Annotated in this window: 15 protein-coding genes and 1 tRNA gene; 3 read left to right on the top strand and 13 right to left on the bottom strand. The window is 41.2% G+C overall.

Going from position 1 to position 16,856, the window contains the following annotated elements; all coding sequences use genetic code 11:
- Positions 1-11: 11 nt before the first annotated feature.
- From pal to AN395_RS16490, 10 genes are all read right to left on the bottom strand, one after another.
- Complete coding sequence (pal, locus tag AN395_RS16535) at positions 12-554, bottom strand: peptidoglycan-associated lipoprotein Pal (protein WP_004587277.1); 543 nt, start codon at positions 552-554, stop codon at positions 12-14.
- A gap of 36 nt (positions 555-590) precedes the next feature.
- A complete protein-coding gene (gene tolB, locus AN395_RS16530) occupies positions 591-1,949 on the bottom strand; it encodes a Tol-Pal system beta propeller repeat protein TolB (RefSeq protein ID WP_004587276.1) in 1,359 nt (452 codons plus the stop codon).
- A 9-nt stretch (positions 1,950-1,958) separates the two neighbouring features.
- A complete protein-coding gene (gene tolA / locus AN395_RS16525) occupies positions 1,959-2,885 on the bottom strand; it encodes a cell envelope integrity protein TolA (RefSeq protein ID WP_024032176.1) in 927 nt (308 codons plus the stop codon).
- A gap of 4 nt (positions 2,886-2,889) precedes the next feature.
- Positions 2,890-3,321: a protein TolR gene (tolR, locus tag AN395_RS16520; RefSeq protein ID WP_004587274.1), complete on the bottom strand. Its 432-nt coding sequence runs from the start codon at positions 3,319-3,321 to the stop codon at positions 2,890-2,892.
- Positions 3,308-4,012 (bottom strand): protein TolQ, encoded by a 705-nt coding sequence (gene tolQ / locus AN395_RS16515; RefSeq protein WP_004587273.1) that lies wholly within the window; start codon positions 4,010-4,012, stop codon positions 3,308-3,310. The genes tolR and tolQ overlap by 14 nt, the downstream gene beginning before the upstream one ends.
- Positions 4,013-5,291: 1,279 nt before the next feature.
- Positions 5,292-6,299, bottom strand: coding sequence for a Holliday junction branch migration DNA helicase RuvB (gene ruvB / locus AN395_RS16510; RefSeq protein ID WP_054983650.1), 1,008 nt, complete (start codon positions 6,297-6,299; stop codon positions 5,292-5,294).
- 7 nt (positions 6,300-6,306) lie between these two features.
- The gene (ruvA, locus tag AN395_RS16505; RefSeq protein ID WP_054983649.1) at positions 6,307-6,924 is read right to left on the bottom strand and encodes a Holliday junction branch migration protein RuvA; all 618 of its coding nucleotides are present in this window, start codon (positions 6,922-6,924) and stop codon (positions 6,307-6,309) included.
- 2 nt (positions 6,925-6,926) lie between these two features.
- Positions 6,927-7,451 (bottom strand): crossover junction endodeoxyribonuclease RuvC, encoded by a 525-nt coding sequence (gene ruvC / locus AN395_RS16500; protein WP_004587270.1) that lies wholly within the window; start codon positions 7,449-7,451, stop codon positions 6,927-6,929.
- A gap of 128 nt (positions 7,452-7,579) precedes the next feature.
- On the bottom strand, positions 7,580-10,081 hold the full coding sequence (locus AN395_RS16495) for an ABC transporter permease (RefSeq protein WP_054983648.1): 2,502 nt from the start codon (positions 10,079-10,081) through the stop codon (positions 7,580-7,582).
- Complete coding sequence (locus AN395_RS16490) at positions 10,071-10,784, bottom strand: ABC transporter ATP-binding protein (protein WP_004587268.1); 714 nt, start codon at positions 10,782-10,784, stop codon at positions 10,071-10,073. Before AN395_RS16490 ends, AN395_RS16495 begins: the two co-directional genes overlap by 11 nt.
- Here AN395_RS16490 and AN395_RS16485 point away from each other — a divergent pair, their 5' ends adjacent.
- The 3 genes from AN395_RS16485 (at position 10,785) to AN395_RS16475 (ending at position 12,062) form a co-directional block, all read left to right on the top strand.
- Positions 10,785-11,408 carry an arylesterase gene (locus AN395_RS16485; protein WP_024032180.1) on the top strand — a complete coding sequence of 208 codons (624 nt, stop codon included), beginning with the start codon at positions 10,785-10,787 and terminating at the stop codon, positions 11,406-11,408.
- Positions 11,409-11,571: 163 nt separating this feature from the next.
- A tRNA-Pro gene (locus tag AN395_RS16480) sits at positions 11,572-11,648 on the top strand.
- 90 nt (positions 11,649-11,738) lie between these two features.
- Positions 11,739-12,062: a DUF2845 domain-containing protein gene (locus tag AN395_RS16475; protein WP_054983647.1), complete on the top strand. Its 324-nt coding sequence runs from the start codon at positions 11,739-11,741 to the stop codon at positions 12,060-12,062.
- Positions 12,063-12,120: 58 nt separating this feature from the next.
- Here the strand turns inward: AN395_RS16475 and AN395_RS16470 are convergent, their stop codons facing one another.
- From AN395_RS16470 to AN395_RS16460, 3 genes are all read right to left on the bottom strand, one after another.
- A complete protein-coding gene (locus AN395_RS16470; RefSeq protein ID WP_004587250.1) occupies positions 12,121-12,369 on the bottom strand; it encodes a hypothetical protein in 249 nt (82 codons plus the stop codon).
- A gap of 164 nt (positions 12,370-12,533) precedes the next feature.
- On the bottom strand, positions 12,534-14,102 hold the full coding sequence (locus AN395_RS16465) for a hypothetical protein (protein ID WP_054983646.1): 1,569 nt from the start codon (positions 14,100-14,102) through the stop codon (positions 12,534-12,536).
- A 173-nt stretch (positions 14,103-14,275) separates the two neighbouring features.
- Complete coding sequence (locus AN395_RS16460) at positions 14,276-16,783, bottom strand: UvrD-helicase domain-containing protein (RefSeq protein WP_054983645.1); 2,508 nt, start codon at positions 16,781-16,783, stop codon at positions 14,276-14,278.
- Positions 16,784-16,856 lie beyond the last annotated feature (73 nt).

The raw sequence follows: 16,856 nt of genomic DNA, 5'->3' as shown, positions 1-16,856 counted from the left end.
TATCTCTTATCTTAGTAAACTAGTACCGCACGGCGGTTTTTAGCGAAAGCTGATTCAGTGCGAGATTTAACCATTGGTTTCTCTTCACCGTAGCTAACTACTGACATTTGGCTAGCAGAAACACCTAAGCTTTGTAGGTATTTTTCTACAGCTTGGCCACGGTGCTCACCTAGTGCAATGTTGTACTCAGGCGTACCGCGCTCATCAGCGTGACCTTCAATTAATACTTTTACTGAAGGGTTCTGAACTAAAAACTCAGCATGTGCACGAAGTAATTCTGCGTACTTGTTCTCAACAGTTGCTTTGTCAAAGTCAAAGTAAATAATTTGTTCTTGACGAAGCGCTTCATACTTTTGACGAAGTTGCTCTTCTGCTTGTTGTTCAGGTGAAATTGTTGCTACTTCAACTGTATCCGTGTTTGTTGATTGCTCAACTGCACTTTGATTTGATTGGTTAGCTGCGCCTTCATCAATATCTGAAGATGAGCTACAAGCGGCTAATGTCATTACTGGCACAGCGATTAGCAGGCCTTTAAGTACTTTGTTAAGTTGCATTGAGTAGATTCCTATTTTTGAGTAAACCAGCAAATATTACTGTAAATATGGCGACCAAGCTGGTGCCTTTACTTGTCCGTCTAGCACGGGTAAACGTGCTTTAAAGCGACCGTCCATCGATACCAGCGCGAGTACCTGTTTATTATTATGAAGCGTGCTATAAATGATCATCGAACCGTTTGGCGCTATGCTCGGTGATTCATCAAGGCGAGTTCGCGTTAATACTTGAAACGCGCCTGTAGCCAGCTCTTTCTTAGCAAGATGGTACTGCCCGTTGGTACGGTTAACCATCACTAATTCTTTACTGTCTGGCGTTATAGAACCCGCTAGGTTCATATCGCCGTCGAAGGTCAATCGTTGTGACCTACCAGTTCTTAAATTTAACTTATAAATCTGGGCATTACCACCCCTTTCAGATGTAAACACAATATCCTGGCCATTTGGATACCAAGATGGTTCAGTATCTATACTACGGTGGCGTGTAAGGCGTGTTTCTTTACGGGTTGCTAAATCTAAAACGTAAACTTCGGTTGCACCTGTTTTATCTTTAGAAAGCACCAATAACATTTTTTTGCCATCTGGTGAAAACTGCGGTGCACCGTTAATACCGCGGTAGCTAGTGATCAGCTCACGCTTACCTGAGTATAGGTCTTGAATGTAAATTTGGCTTTGGCGGTTTTCAAACGTAACATACGCAAGCTTAGTACCATCTGGTGACCAAGCTGGCGACATTAACGGCTCTTTTGAGCGCAATAATACTTGCTCGTTAAAGCCATCGTAATCGGCAACCACTAATTGGTATGGCTTAGCTTGGTCTTCACGTACAATTACATAAGCAATTTTAGTTAAAAACGCGCCTTTTTCACCGGTTAGCTTTTCATATACTACATCGCTTATGCGGTGTGAATATCGGCGAAAGCCACTTTCACCAATTACGCTTTCGCGCGCTTCTAAAATATGGTCTTGGCTTTTTACTAGTTTACCGCTGCTCATCATTTGAGTTTGGCCACCGGTAATTTGCCCACGAATAACATCAACTAATTCGTAGCGTACTAAGTAACGCCCATCAGTTTGCTGCTCTACCTCGCCTACTACAACCGCTTCTACACCTTGGTTTACCCATGCTGCGTAGTCAATGTCGCCATCTTTATTCGGAAGCTGTGGCATTTGTGCTACATCTACCGGTTTAAATTTACCACTGCGCATTAAATCGGCAGCAATTACATCGCTCAATTTTTGTGGAATTGGGCCAACACCGTTGTATTTAAAAGGCACGATGGCAATAGGACGTGCGCCGTCTACACCTTCAGTTATTACAATTTCAAGTGCCGCATTTGCTACACCCTGAAATCCTAATAATATAACTACAAAGGCTATTTTAATTTTGCTGAACATATCATTCCTTTAAAATTCTGGCTTGATTGTTAAATTAATATTCTTAAGTTGCTCGAATACGTCTTTGTCTTTAGATACAGGTAATGTATCGGCCATGCGCACAGCTCTAAGTGCAGCTTCACACACTAGCTTATCACCCCCTAACGATTTAACTTGCGTTACTAAACCATTAAACCCAAGACGAATATTTACTCGACACTGTTGGTTTTTCATTTTTTCATCAATCAGTAAGTTTTGCTGAATGCGCGCCATAATTAAAGCACGGTACTTATCAACTTCGCTTACTACTTGCTGTTGGCGTATTTTACTACGTGCAGCCTGCTCTTTAGCAAGTTGTTCTTGTAACATTTGCTCTTGCAGTGCTTGCTGACGTTTACGCTCGGCTTCTTTTGCACGTTCTTTAGCTTCTGCTTCACGCTTTTTACGCTCTGCTTCGGCTTTTTTTAGTGCCTCTTCTTCTGCTTTGCGTTTATCTGCAGCAGCTTTAGCGGCGTTTTCAGCCTCTTGCTTTTGCTTTTCGGCTTGTTTTGCTTTAGCACGCTCTTTTTGTTCAATTTCGCGCGCTTTTTTAGCTTCAGCCTCAGCTTGTGCTTTTTCTTTCTCTTTTGCTTTGCGCTGTTGCTCTAGCTTTTTAATATTACGCGCTTCGGCTTCACGCTGTTTACGCGCATTGGCGGCTCTGCGTTCTAAGTCACGAATGCGTTTATCTTCAGCGCGTTTTTTAGCATCTTCTTTTTTTTGTAGCTCAGCAATTTTTTGCTCAACTTGTTTTTGATCAACCGTGACCGCCGAAACCGCATTATCAGGCTCAGGAATAGCCGAATTAAGAGTCACTTCCATTACTTTAGGTGCCGGTGGGTGTATATTTGCAGTTGCCCACAAAAAGCCCCCTAAACCTAAATGTAAAAGTACTGACTTGATTATAGAACTATTCATGTTACTACTGTGTCCCCTCAAAGGATTCTGTCATTAAACCCACAGATGGTACGCCAGCATTCTTTAAAAAGTCCATTAATAACAACACTTCTTGGTAAGAAACCTTACCAGAGCCTTTAATCATTACTGGTACATCAGGGTTTTTCATTAGCTGTAGCTTAATAACCGCGGCCACATCAAGTGCTTCCATTGGCTCTTCTGGATCAGTGCCTATGCTTACGTAGTACTTACCTGCCGAGTCAATCGAGGCAATAATGGGCGGCGTGTCTTTAGTATCGACTAAATCCGACTCTTCCATTTTTGGTAAATCAACTTTCACACCGTGAGTAATAAGCGGTGCTGTTGCCATAAATATAATTAGCAATACCAACATTACATCAATGTAAGGTACTACATTAATTTCTGCGACCGGACGGCGCTTCTTACGCTGATACATTCGCTTTAGCCTCTATTTGGGTAGCTGCTTGACGGTGTAAAATATTGGCAAATTCTTCCATAAAGTTGATGTAATGTGATTCTAGTTTTTCAACTTTATTAGCAAAGCGGTTATACGCAATAACAGCCGGAATAGCCGCAAATAAGCCCATTGCCGTTGCAATAAGTGCCTCAGCAATACCTGGCGCTACCATTTGTAATGTTGCTTGCTTCACTTCACCAAGTGCTATAAAGGCATTCATAATACCCCACACCGTACCGAATAAGCCGATATATGGGCTAATCGAACCCACTGTCGCTAAAAACGATAAGCTCGATTCTAGTTTTTCAATTTCACGTGACAGTGCCACACGCATAGAGCGATGCGTACCTTCCATTACAATGCCAGCACTTTGAAAGGTGTTCTTTTTATGGCGTGCAAATTCTTTAAAGCCAGATGTAAATAACGCTTCAATACCATGAGATTGACCGCTACGTGATGAGATTTCGTTGTATAGTTTGCTTAAGTCGATACCTGACCAAAATTTTTGTTCGAATTTTTTTGCATCAGACAAGGCGTCGCTAATTGCTTTTTTGCGCTGAAAAATAATTGCCCATGACATAACAGACATTGCTACTAGTGCTAGCATTACTAACTGCACAAGCAAACTGGCTTCTAGAATTAGATCTAAAAAATTAAGCCCTGATCCCACGTTAAACTCCTAAATAATTTCAAAAAACGTCAATTTGGTTATTTTGTGTAAATAAGACCATTGTAACGGCCATAAGTTGCATCTAGTGTATCGAGTCAAGGGTTTACTGACAACGATATTGCTATGAATTGGCAACAAAAAACGTTAAACATACGCTTAATCGCTTGTTTGTTTCTAAAACGCGACTACCGCGTTTAGTAAAACACAATTTAATACTACAAAAGTGCGTAAATATACGCAGTAAACTTAATAAAACGCACCGTTTATTCATAAAAAGTGCATAAGCACGCAAAAGTAATTCACGCCACTTTGCATGTACTAATATAACTAATACTGTAACAATACAGCTCAGAGCAGTTATTTATTAATTTTCAGCCACTTATAAATTTAACGAATAATTAACGTACAAGATTCGAACAACAAAAAAATTCATCAGATTAGTTTTTCTTATCTGAAATTTTAAATTTTCTAGTTTGAACAAAAAATGCTTATTCCGTATTATTCTCCCATACCGAGCTTACGCACTGAATGAAACATTTTTCATTAAGCCAAGTTCTTAGTAATAGGATTTTTAATCGTATTACATTGTTTTACTCTTTTTGGATAAAACCTGATTAAGTAAAACGTAGTTCCCTGGATTACTTCCTTCAACTTGTTGTTTGCCCGCATTATATGCGGGCTTTTTTTTGCCTAAATTTTACCACCAACTTGGCATACAATAAGTATAAATTACACAATCTGTTTAATTGCCAACGGTGTATTTACTATCTTTTTTTACCCGCTCGTATCTTTGAATTATCTACTTTCAGTAAAAAGCATGTTTATTACAAGGTAAAACTTATTAACACAATTAGCGCCGCATCTAGTCTCTTATGTTGCTACTGTTTTAAAGCTAACTGGTTTTAATGGTACGCAGCATAGCCACGCCAGTCTTAACGTTAAGTGAATTACAAAACGATTTTAATTTATTGGTTACATTTGCAACAAAGTGGATGAAAGCTGAGTAAGTTTTAAAAAACTATACTAATTTTCTTAATTAAGTGAGCTATGTTGAGGCTGGAAAAACGTGTTGATAGCTAGGCAAAAAATTCGCTATTTCGTTGTTCTTGGCAATTGCTCCTGCACTGCTATACATTCTGCATGCAGTCGTAAATGAGAGTTATTAAACGCATGTAGCGACACGTTCGCCTCGCAAAATGATTAAGTGTTATTGCAAATTGGTATTACATTTAACAGAGGAAGTAGCCCGCTACATTTACTGTAACAGGCTAAAGAGGGGTTAATCTTGTTTTGGGAGTAAACCAAAGTGATGATACGCATTGTCAGATACAATTCGCCCGCGCGGTGTGCGCTGTATAAAACCTTGCTGAATTAAAAACGGCTCTATTACATCTTCAATGGTTTCTTTTTCTTCGCCTATGGCGGCGGCTAAATTATCTAGCCCTACAGGCCCACCCATAAATTTTTCGATAATGGCAAGTAAGTATTTACGGTCCATGTAATCAAACCCGCTTTTATCTACGTCAATCATATCAAGGGCCAGCTCGGCAACGGAGGCATTTACTGTACCATCTGATTTTACTTGCGTGTAATCGCGCACACGGCGCAATAAGCGGTTAGCTATACGCGGTGTGCCTCGTGAGCGTTTTGCAATTTCGGTAGCGCCATCGTCGCACATTTGTAAATCTAGGTAATGTGCAGAGCGCCCCACTATATGCGATAGGTCAGCTACCGAGTAAAACTCTAAGCGCTGCACTATGCCAAAACGGTCTCTTAGTGGTGAGGTAAGTGAGCCTGCGCGTGTTGTCGCGCCAATAAGCGTAAACGGCGGTAAGTCTAATTTAATAGAGCGTGCAGCGGGGCCTTCACCAATCATAATATCGAGTTGGTAATCTTCCATTGCGGGGTAAAGTATTTCTTCAACTTGTGGGCTGAGTCTGTGTATTTCATCAATAAACAGCACGTCGCCTTCTTCAAGGTTGGTAAGCAATGCAGCAAGATCGCCGGCTTTTTCAAGTACTGGGCCTGAAGTGGTTTTAATACTTACATTAAGCTCATTGGCAACAATATTAGCAAGCGTGGTTTTACCTAAGCCCGGCGGGCCAAATATTAATAGATGATCGAGCGCTTCACCGCGGCTGCGCGCTGCCTCTATAAATATTTCCATTTGCTGCTTAACATGCGGCTGACCTTTGTAGTCGGCTAAAAGCTTGGGCCTTATTGCGCGGTCTATGGTGTCTTCGTTGGTTTTTTTGCTCGCGTCAATTAAACGATCAGCTTCAATCATGGTTTACTCACAACATTGATTTTAAAGATTCTTTAATAAGAACCTCAGTAGACATATCGGGTTTACTTACCGATTTTACTGCTTTTTGCGCCTGTGGCAATTTATAACCAAGCGCAACAAGTGCCGATACGGCATCGTCTGCAGCATTATTGGCAATTGTTGCATCGCTAGGAGGCTCTATAACGGCATTATCGCTAAATGGCGTAAATAAATCGTTACCCCAATCTTTTAAGCGGTCTTTCATTTCTAGCACTAAACGCTCAGCGGTTTTTTTACCCACACCCGGTAATTTAACCAATGTTGTGGCATCTTCGTTGTTTACGCAACTAACAAATTGCTGCGCCGACATGCCCGACAAAATAGCTAAGCCTAGTTTAGGGCCCACACCATTTGCTTTTAATAGTTCTCTAAAAAGCGCGCGCTCGGTTTTATTATTAAAGCCAAATAATAGTTGTGCGTCTTCGCGTACTACAAAGTGCGTGTACACTATGGCGTTTTCGCCAATATTGGGTAAGTCGTAAAAACAGGTCATGGGCATTTGTACTTCGTAGCCTACGCCGCTTACTTCTAATAAAATTTCGGGCGGCTGCTTTTCAACTAAAGTGCCATTTAAACGGCCAATCATATTTATTTCCTTAAACGTCCTCTAACGGTTTTGCTTGCGCTACCCGCTAGTTTTATTAAATTTTGTTCTGAGTGCGCATGGCAAATTGCAATGGCAAGCGCATCGGCCGCATCGGCTTGCGGTGTGCCAGGTAATTTTAAAATATTTTTTACCATGTGTTGCACTTGCGACTTATCGGCACCGCCATTACCTACCACGGCTTGTTTAATTTGCCGTGCTGAGTATTCAAATACGGGTAAGTCGGCCATAGAGGCTCCCACTATGGCGGCTCCTCGGGCTTGGCCAAGTTTTAGCGCGGCATCCGGGTTATGCGCCATAAATACTTTTTCTATGGCAAAGGTTTCGGGGGAGAACTGCTCTATTATTTGCGTGATCCCTTGGTAGATCATTTTTAATCGTATGGGGAACTCATGCTCGGCTAATTTAATGCACCCGCTTCCTAAATAGGTAAATTTAGCGCCTTGATGCGCAACCACACCATAACCGGTTAAACGCGAACCTGGGTCTATCCCTAAAATAATGGCCAAACAGCACACTCATTATTGTTATTTTTCAATAACGGTAATAATGCCAGAGCACTGTATAAATTACCAGTGGCGAGTAAAAACAAAAACGCCCGCAACTTAGTGCGGGCGTTTAGCGTTAAAAGTATAGCTTAGGCTAAAGCACGTACTAAGCCTTGGGTATTTTGTTTAAGTTTACGGGCAATCATAAAGTAGCCAAGCGCGGCTACAAACACCCCGCCCGACACTGGCCCTATTAGCCAAATTGTTGGGTGCAACTTACCGGCTAAGTCAAACATTTGCTGCTGAACAATCAGCAAGGCTACATCACTAAATAATGCAGCTACAAACCCGGCTAAGCCACCTAATAGCAAAAACTCATAAAGCGTCGCATTTTTTATTAGCCGCCCTTTGGCGCCTAACGTTCGCAGTATTACTATTTCTTGCATTCGCTCGCCAAGGCTCGCTTGCACCTGAGATATAAGCACTAATGCGCCACACAAAACCACAATAGCAAGCACAAAGCCAATAGCTAACGACACCTGCTCAATGGTTGACTGTATTTGCTTAACAAAGTTATCTACATCGATGGCGGTAATGGTTGGATAAGTGCGCAGTAACTGGCTAAACGCTTTCTTTTGATCTGGCTCTATTCGCACAGATGAAATATACGTTGCCGGAAAATCTTTTAGCACATCGGGGCTTAAAATAATAAAAAAGTTAGGTTTTAGCGTCGCCCAATTTACTTTACGCACACTGGTAATTTTAGCGTCAAATGATTGCGCACCAATTAAAAATGTTAAGGTGTCGCCTATTTCTACGTCTAGGCGCTCCAACATAGACTCCTCAACCGATGCCTCGCCCACTGCGCCTTCGCCAAACCACTGCCCTTGCACAATTTCGTTTTGGGCTGGTACATTATCAAGCCAGGTTAGATTAAGCTCACGGCCAATGCCTGAACGCGCTTCTTCATCTTTTTTCTCGTTATCTTGCAACGACACTTTACGCGCAACAAGCTCTCCATTTACCGCATTTACACGCCCACGAATGGTTGGATAAAAATCCGAAACTAAAATATCGTTCTCTGCTAGGTAATTATTTACAGGCTCAAGTTCGTTTTGCGTAATATTAACTAAAAATGCATTAGGCGCATCGGCGGGTAATTGAGACTGCCAATCTGAGATCATGTCGTTTTTAAGCACAATCAAAAACAATAGCAATTTTATCGCCAACGAAAAGCTAATAAGCTGCACCGCATTTACGTTGGCACGCTTTTGTATAGAAGCAATAGCTAACGACCAACTGTTGCCTGGTTTTAAGCCTAATTTACGACCTCCGCCAAATATTAGTTTTGAAATAACAAACAAAACCGCAATCAAAGCAAGCGTAGAGACAAATAAAATAAGCGTTATTTTAATGTTATTACTAAATAACCACATTAATAAAAACACCGTAAGCGCACTTAAACCTAAGTGCACACGGCTTACCGCTAGTCTGTCCCCTAAATTACGGCGTAATACTCTAAGCGGTGGAATATCAAATAAATCAAGCAGTGGCTTAATAGAGAACATAACCGCACATATAACGCCTGTGCTAATGGCCACCAGCCAAGGTTTAAACCCGGCGGCAGGTAAGCTCATATCCATACTTTTTGCTAAATAACCAGTGGCTATTTCTTGCAAACCGTAGCCTATGGCTAATCCCACAATAACCGCTAAAGCACACACCATGAGTAAGTGCATAAAATATATTTTACGAATTAATGCACGGCTTCCGCCAAGTGTTTTCATCATTGCTACGGGGTCGTATTGGCGCTCACAATAACGCTTTGCCGACACAGCAATAGCAACCGTAGCCAAAATAATGCCCAGCAAACCTGCCAGTAATAAAAAGCTTTCGGCACGGTTTAAGCTATTTGATATGGGCGACTGCCTATCTTTTACGCCATACCAACGTTGGTTTTCAGCCATTTGCGGCTTTAACCATTCATAAAACCGGGTTATATCTGATTCATCGCCTGCATAAAGCTGGCGATAATTTACTCGGCTGCCAGGTTGAATAACCTCAGTTTTTGCTACATCGGCAATATTTATAAGCACTCTGCGGCTGCTCGAAAATACATTAAACGGCGCATCTGGCTCTTCAACCACCACTTTTTCTACATTAAATACTGCTGCGCCTAGCTCTACTTGGCTGCCAATATCAATATTTAAGCTGTAAAAAACCGATTCACTTAGCCACACATTGCCAGGCTTTGGGCCGCCCTGCGCTACTTGTGTTTCACCAAGCAATGATGATTTTACTTTTAACTCGCCTTTTAACGGGTATTCGTTAGACGCCGCTTTTACCGAGGTAAATTGCATCTCGTCGTTGGCAAATAACATGGTATCAAAGTAGATCATTTGCGCAGTTTGTAAGTTTTCTTGTTTGGCTTTGCTAATAAACGCCGTGTCTAGCTCATGGGCGCTTGCCAGTACTCTATCTGCGGCGATAAACGCGCTACTTTTTTGCGCTATGCTTTGTGCTATTCGCTCAGTGACCATAGACAGTGTGAGCACCGTTAATACCGCCAGCGCAATGGCGGCACTAATTACCGTTAGTTCGCCGCGGCGAAATTCACGCGCAAATAATTTAAGTGCTAACTTAGCCCACATTCGCTACGTCCTCTTTTGAGTTTTTAACTAAGCAGCCCGCTTCAATTTGTACAATATGCTGGCACTTTTGCGCGAGTGCTTCATCGTGAGTTACTAAAATTAGCGTTGTGCCGTGCTGCTGGTTTAAATCAAATAATAGTGACTCCACCATTTTGCCGTTTTTACTGTCTAAATTTGCAGAGGGCTCATCGGCAAATAAAATTTTAGGTGTGCCAATAAAAGCGCGGGCAATGGCTACACGTTGCTGCTCACCACCAGAAAGTTGCGATGGGTAATGGTCAATACGATGGCTCAGCCCCACTTTTTCTAATAGGGCTAGAGCTTGCTCTTTGGCATCGCTTTCGCCAGCGAGCTCTGCCGGCAACATCACGTTTTCAAGTGCGGTTAAGCTTTGTACCAACATAAAAGATTGAAATACAAAACCTACTTTTTCAGCACGCAATGCCGCGCGTTGCTCTTCATCTAATTTATGTAGCGGCTCGCCATCAAGGGTAATTTCACCACTGCTGGCGGTATCTAGCCCCGCTAATAAACTTAATAACGTGGATTTTCCTGAGCCAGAGGTGCCAACAATAGCAACTGACTCGCCATGCTTGACATTAAAGCTGATGTCGCTGAGGATGGGCAACTCACCTTCGAAGGTAGAAACTACTTTAGACAAACCATTTACTTGAATAATATTTAATTGAGAAAGCGCTGACATATGACTCATTCAATCCTACGTTTTGTATTCGTTTTATTTTTAGTTATCAAACCACTTAGTGCGGCGGCCGACAACACGATTTTAATACTTGGAGACAGTTTAAGTGCAGCCTATGGGCTTAAACAAGAGCAAGGCTGGGTTAAATTGTTACAAGATAAATACGATGCAGAGCAGCGTAATATAGAGCTAATTAATGCCAGTATTAGTGGCGAAACTACCGGTGGAGCTTTACGCAGGCTAGATGCCTTACTAGCGCAATACCAACCAAGCCATGTACTTATTGAGCTTGGTGCTAATGATGGTTTACGTGGTTTTCCGGTAACAAAAATGCAGGCCAACTTAACGGATTTAATCGAAAAAAGCCAAGCTGAAAATGCCATGGTCGCGTTAATGGAAATTTATATTCCCCCTAATTACGGGCCGCGTTACAGTAAAATGTTCACTGACAGTTTTACACAAGTAAGTGAAAAAACAAATGCTCATTTACTTAACTTTTTTATGCTTAATGTGGCAGATAAGCCAAACTTAATGCAAAGAGATCAATTACATCCAAATAAAGAAGCACAACCGCTGATACGCGATGAAATGTATGACTCGATCAACCAATGGCTAAATAAAGATTAGGGCGTGTTGTTCTTTGGTGGCTTAACATGCGCTGGCGCCGGATGCTCGCTAAGGGCGATACGCCCTTAGCTTAAAGTTTTTTAGCTCATTTGCACAATAAACACGCAAACAAACAATCACTTATTGATTTTTAATAAAATATACGTACTATTGCAAACAACGTCGGTATGTAGCGCAGCTTGGTAGCGCACTGTCATGGGGTGTCAGGGGTCGCAGGTTCAAATCCTGCCATACCGACCATTTAACCTCCTCTTTATTTCTTTTTCACTGTCATTTTTCTGTATTACCTTGTATACCTAGCATTAAATACTGTGTGTTTAAGGATGACTTATGAAAAAACGTATTGTGTTTCCTCTGCTTTTATCTCTTTTTATTTCAAGCTTTGCGTTTGCCCAAGGTAGTTTTCGACTTAAAAACGGAAATCTATTAAGTGTGGGTAAAACTAAATCTGACATTGTAGCTGTAGTGGGCGCACCACTTTATAAAGATGTGCTTAATGAAGCTGTTGATATTGGTAATGGCGACAAATTAGTTAAAACAGAAGAGTTTACTTATAAACTAAAAGGCTCGATTGGTGGGATGTACATTGTATTGATCCGTTTTGAAAATAATATTGTGACCAGTATTAGTTCAAAACAAGTCGACAGGCTTTAAATATTTTAGAGTTAGTTTTAAGCAGTTAAAAGCGCCATACGGCGCTTTTTAGTTTTTATTAGTGTGTACGCCCTACGCCGTTACGCACCATGTCTTTACCGTTTTCAAATACCTCGGCTGTTATGCCACGCGCCAGTAATAACTGTTGTTTGTCGTCAAATACTGCAACAAAATGGCTGCCGTCTTTATTGCTTGTAGCCATACCTACACCCGATACACCTTTTAAGCCTAAGCCGCCGTTTTCTACCATAACTAAAAAGTTCTCTAGCTCTGCTAGGTTGTCGATTATGTCGTGCTCGTTATTCATAAACTGCTCTCTGTAAATCTGCTTGGTTAATGCCTATTCGCAAAACGTAACCACTAAATTAAGTGAATAGGTATAAATTTCTTGGGCGCTATTTTAAAGCCCATTAAAATAAACATAAACCTTTGTATCGGGTTAGTAAGTATATTTAGTACTAGCGCTTAAGGTTAAAAGCGCTCTACATTCAGTGACAAATTACTTAATGCGCAACCATACGGCTGGGTATTAATGCGGTAATAATGCGTATTTTTTGTGGCAGTTAAATTTATTAAAAGGTCATCTTGTTGCCCTACCGCACTTTGCTCTTGGCTTAGGCACATAGCTTGCGTAAGCGAGCGTAGTTTTGAATCGGTTAAAATATTGGCAAAACGCTGCACCGGTAAAGGTGGTATTTTAATAGGCGCTAATGCTTGGCTAATGGTGCGCTCGCTAAGTTCAAACCCGGCATTAGTAATATCTATTACACTGCGAGCAGGCCAGTACGAGTAGTTATAGCTGTTTGCTTTTTGCTGCGTACTTAAATGCGCAACCCCACTTTGCCCTATTACGGTCATTAAATTTCCTTTGTTGGATTTAATAACAACAAGGGCTGTGTTTTCATCAATACCAAAACCGTGCTTAATATCACCGTTTTTTTGCTTTGCGGTATTTAATGTACTCGCTAGGTTTAGCGTTTGATTTTGCTCACTAAAGCGAGTGCTGAGTGGCCCATAGGTAAACGTGTTTAACCCGTTAAGTGCATTAGGCTGTGGGGCAAGCTTTTCTTTTAATATCGCTTCGCTTTGGTGCTGTGAGAGATAGACGTTTTCGCTTTGTATTTTGCTTCCTGCACCTAGCCCGACAATAACAGGGCGAGTTTTAAGCGCGTTAGTCCAAGGGTAGGCAGTATTATTTTCATCATACAGTGCTTTTAAAGCATTTTTAGCCTTGCCGTCGCTAAATAAAACACCGGTGCTGGTGTTTATTAAATTAACTAACGCCTCAACCCCATTATTACAAAGTGTTTGCTCAGCCTTTATGAGCTCGGGGTATACATTGCTGCGATTATACAGGTTCATTTGTGAGTGACGCAGCGCCGGTAAATCACTACAGGTATTGTTAGTAATTGCTTTAGCAAGTGCTGGTGTAAGCGGCAACCATTGGCTGGTTACACCTTTTGGTAAAAGTGTTTTAAGCGCCTCTACCTGTGCGTATGGGTCGCGCTGGGCTGCGCTAATAATTAATAAGGTAGGTGTTGGGTTAGCAACCTTTAAGCTCCCCGCTATAAATTGCAATATGCCGTTGCTTGGTGGCTCAGCTTTTGGGGTGGTGTTTGCATGAGGCTGTTCGAGCATATCAAACACAAAGTTAAACTCTTGCTTTGTTAGGCTATTGAGTTGCTCGTTGTTTATATCCCGCCATTGCCAAAGCAGCTCACTTTTAGAGACTGCGTTTGCATTTTTGCTACTAAGGGCACGTAAGGTATTTAAAACATTTGCTTGGTTATTTGAATTGTTAGTAGGCCAATTTAATTTTATTTGCTCAAGGTTAGCATTGGTTACCTTAAACACGCTTTGTGACTTTGAGTTATTTTGCGTATTGCAATTTTGCGCCGTATTAGCACTGCAGCTATTAATTGTACTACCGGCTAAAATAAGGGTTTGCTCTTGCTGCTGGGCAGCCCCTTTAAATGAAAATAAAGTAAATAAAACGAATATAAAGCTCACTCGCTTAGTAAAAAAAGCACGGGTACGCATAACGCTCTCAAAAATGATCTAAATAGGCGTTAAGTTTAACAGCATGTAATGGCAGGCTAAATAGTAAATGTGGGTCTCAATGATTGCGACACATGGCATTAGTGTATAAAGCTAGTTACAAAAGCGCGATGTGCGTTTTACGCAGCCAATACTCTTACATTTAATCATTAACCTTATTTATTGTGCTTACTCTGTTTTACAAACAAATTAGAGGCTATATCAATAGGGTAATTATCGTTTATTAGCTCGCTAATAAATTCAGAACACGCAGATGGCGGAGCAATTAAATAGCTTTTATGCTTAGCGCGCGTGATCCCTACGTACAATAAACGTCGCTCCTCTGAATGATTAAAGGTATCTTGTGCGGGCAATAATGCCTCAACAAGTAAATTACCCGGGTTATTGCTTGGAAAACCTAACTTGCCCTGCTCAAAACCTATAATAATACAGTAATCGGCTTCGAGTCCTTTAGAGCCATGCAGCGTCCAAAAATGCAGTGAGTTAGCAAAGTTGTTACCTGCTAAGTGCTGCTCTACTTCATTAAGCATAAACCGATAACGGCTCAATACGGCAATACTGGCTGTGTTATTATTTTTATTAATTGTGGCTATGATTTGCTGCACTTTTAGTGCTACTGACTTTTTACCTTGGTGTAAATCGTCAAGTAACACAACTTGAGGGGTGCTTACTTGCGTATGTGTGGTTATGTGCTTTTTATATTGTTCAGGGTTTTGCATTACAAAGCGCCCCGCTACCTCACTAATACTGTTGTTATATCTAAACGTTTTTTGCAATAACGTGAGTGAATGACTGCCTATTAAATCGTTAAACTGCGTGGTGAGCGCCAAATTACCGCCCGAAAACCGATAAATAGCCTGCCAATCATCGCCAACCGCAGTAAAACAAGGTTGCGGACCACTCTTTATTAAAGTATTTAAAAACGCCATGCGTGCGCATGAAATGTCTTGAAATTCATCAACTAAAATATGGCGCCAAGGTACACTTACCTCCCCCAATTTAACCGCCTGAGCTGCGCTTGCAATCATGTCGTCAAAATCAATAGCATCTTGCTCTTTTAATTTTTCGTAGTATGCACGCTGCATTGCCACCAATAATGTTGCATAACTTTTATGATTCATAATGCCACTTTTAGCTATTCGCGCTGCTATTTGAGCGTTAGATAGTTGCTCACCCCGTATTGCGCTTAGGCAGTTTAAGTACTTATTTATATTTTGCTTTAACAGCCCTGTCGCAGATAAACGCTCGTACACTGCGTGGTTATCTACGGGGTTAATGTGTACTTTATGTTTTTGTAGTTGTGCTTTTAAACGCTGCTCAAGCTGACCTTCTTGCCAGTTATAATGAAATGTTTGCACCAACGCATGACCCTGTTTTTTATGGTGCGCGCGTACATATTTAATATGCTCGCTATTGTGTAAATTAGGTGCATGCTGCACTGAATTACCTTGCCTATCTGTCACAAAATGCGCCAAGTAAACCTGGTGCTGTGGCAAGTAAAAATCGGCGGTGTCATCATTTTGGTAAGTGTGTTCAATACCATACATATAAAGCCAGTTGGCAACTAATAAGTGCTGATAACTGCTTACTTTTATCCCCGATAAGGTGTGATAGGTTTGTGCTTTTAAGGCGGTTTTAGTTGCGGTTCTAGTTTCGGTATTGAGGCTATCAGTAGGTTCATACAGTGTCTCAACAAAAGTTTTACAAAAACGTGAGTCTGTTTTTAGGGTATTACTAAGCCACTGTGTAAACCATTGATTAAGCGCCATAGCATCGTTTGCAAAAGGCGATAAGCTACGTGTTTTATTAGCGCTTTGCAGTAACTTAAGCCCCAGCGCATGAAAGGTTAAAATAGTAGGCGGCGTAACGTTTAAGTTTGCTTGCTGCGCCCTTAAATTAAAGCGTTGATTTAATTCGTTTGCCGCATTTTTATTATAAGCAAGTATCAATATTTGCTCGGGCTTTACACCACCGTGGGCAATTAAATCCAAGGCCTTTGCAACCATTACTGAGGTTTTGCCAGTGCCTGCGGCCGCTAGCACTAAATTTTTGTCGTTATTGCGTATAACAGCAAGGCGTTGATCGTGTGTAAGCGGGTTTGATTCAACCACATTATAGAAGTCGGCTCTTGCCGTTAGTGCTTTTTGCTCATAACTTTTACGTAGCTGCTCTGTGGCATGCGCTACTGTTGGTGAGCTACTTAAAATAGTTAAAAACTTAATATTAATGGCCGATAAATGCTGCTGCCATAGTGCAGGTATTGCGCCGTACTGCTGTACCAGTGAAAACACCGCCGATTTTAATAACGGCACGTTTGAGTCGCGAAGATACTCGTTTGTTGCATAACGTTTTACAAGCGTTTTTGCTGTATTCACTTTTTCTTCTAGGTGATTGGCAAAAACGCTGTTTAGCTGCTCACTAAGCGTTTGAGCCTGCTGTTTATTTAAAAAGCTAATTACCGTTTTTTTATTATGGTTGAGGGTTATTTTCCCGCTAAACAGGCCTTTTTTAAATTGTGTAAAATTAGTAAAGTCGTTAATTAAATAGGCGCGTGAAGTAGTATTTTTAAAATGTATAACGAGTGAACTTTGCTTAATAGTAACGGTGTTAATACGCGTAAAAAAACGTCCTAACCAGCTTGGAGTGGCAATAAACTGCGCCATAAAACCTTGAATAAACTAAAATTAAAAATAAATTTTATCACAGTTTAAACGCCAAGGCGCGCCCCGCCTTAAA

Source organism: Pseudoalteromonas sp. P1-30, assembly GCF_001400005.1.
In the GTDB taxonomy this organism is placed as follows: Bacteria; Pseudomonadota; Gammaproteobacteria; order Enterobacterales; family Alteromonadaceae; genus Pseudoalteromonas; species Pseudoalteromonas atlantica.
This window is presented reverse-complemented; position numbering and strand designations above follow the sequence as displayed.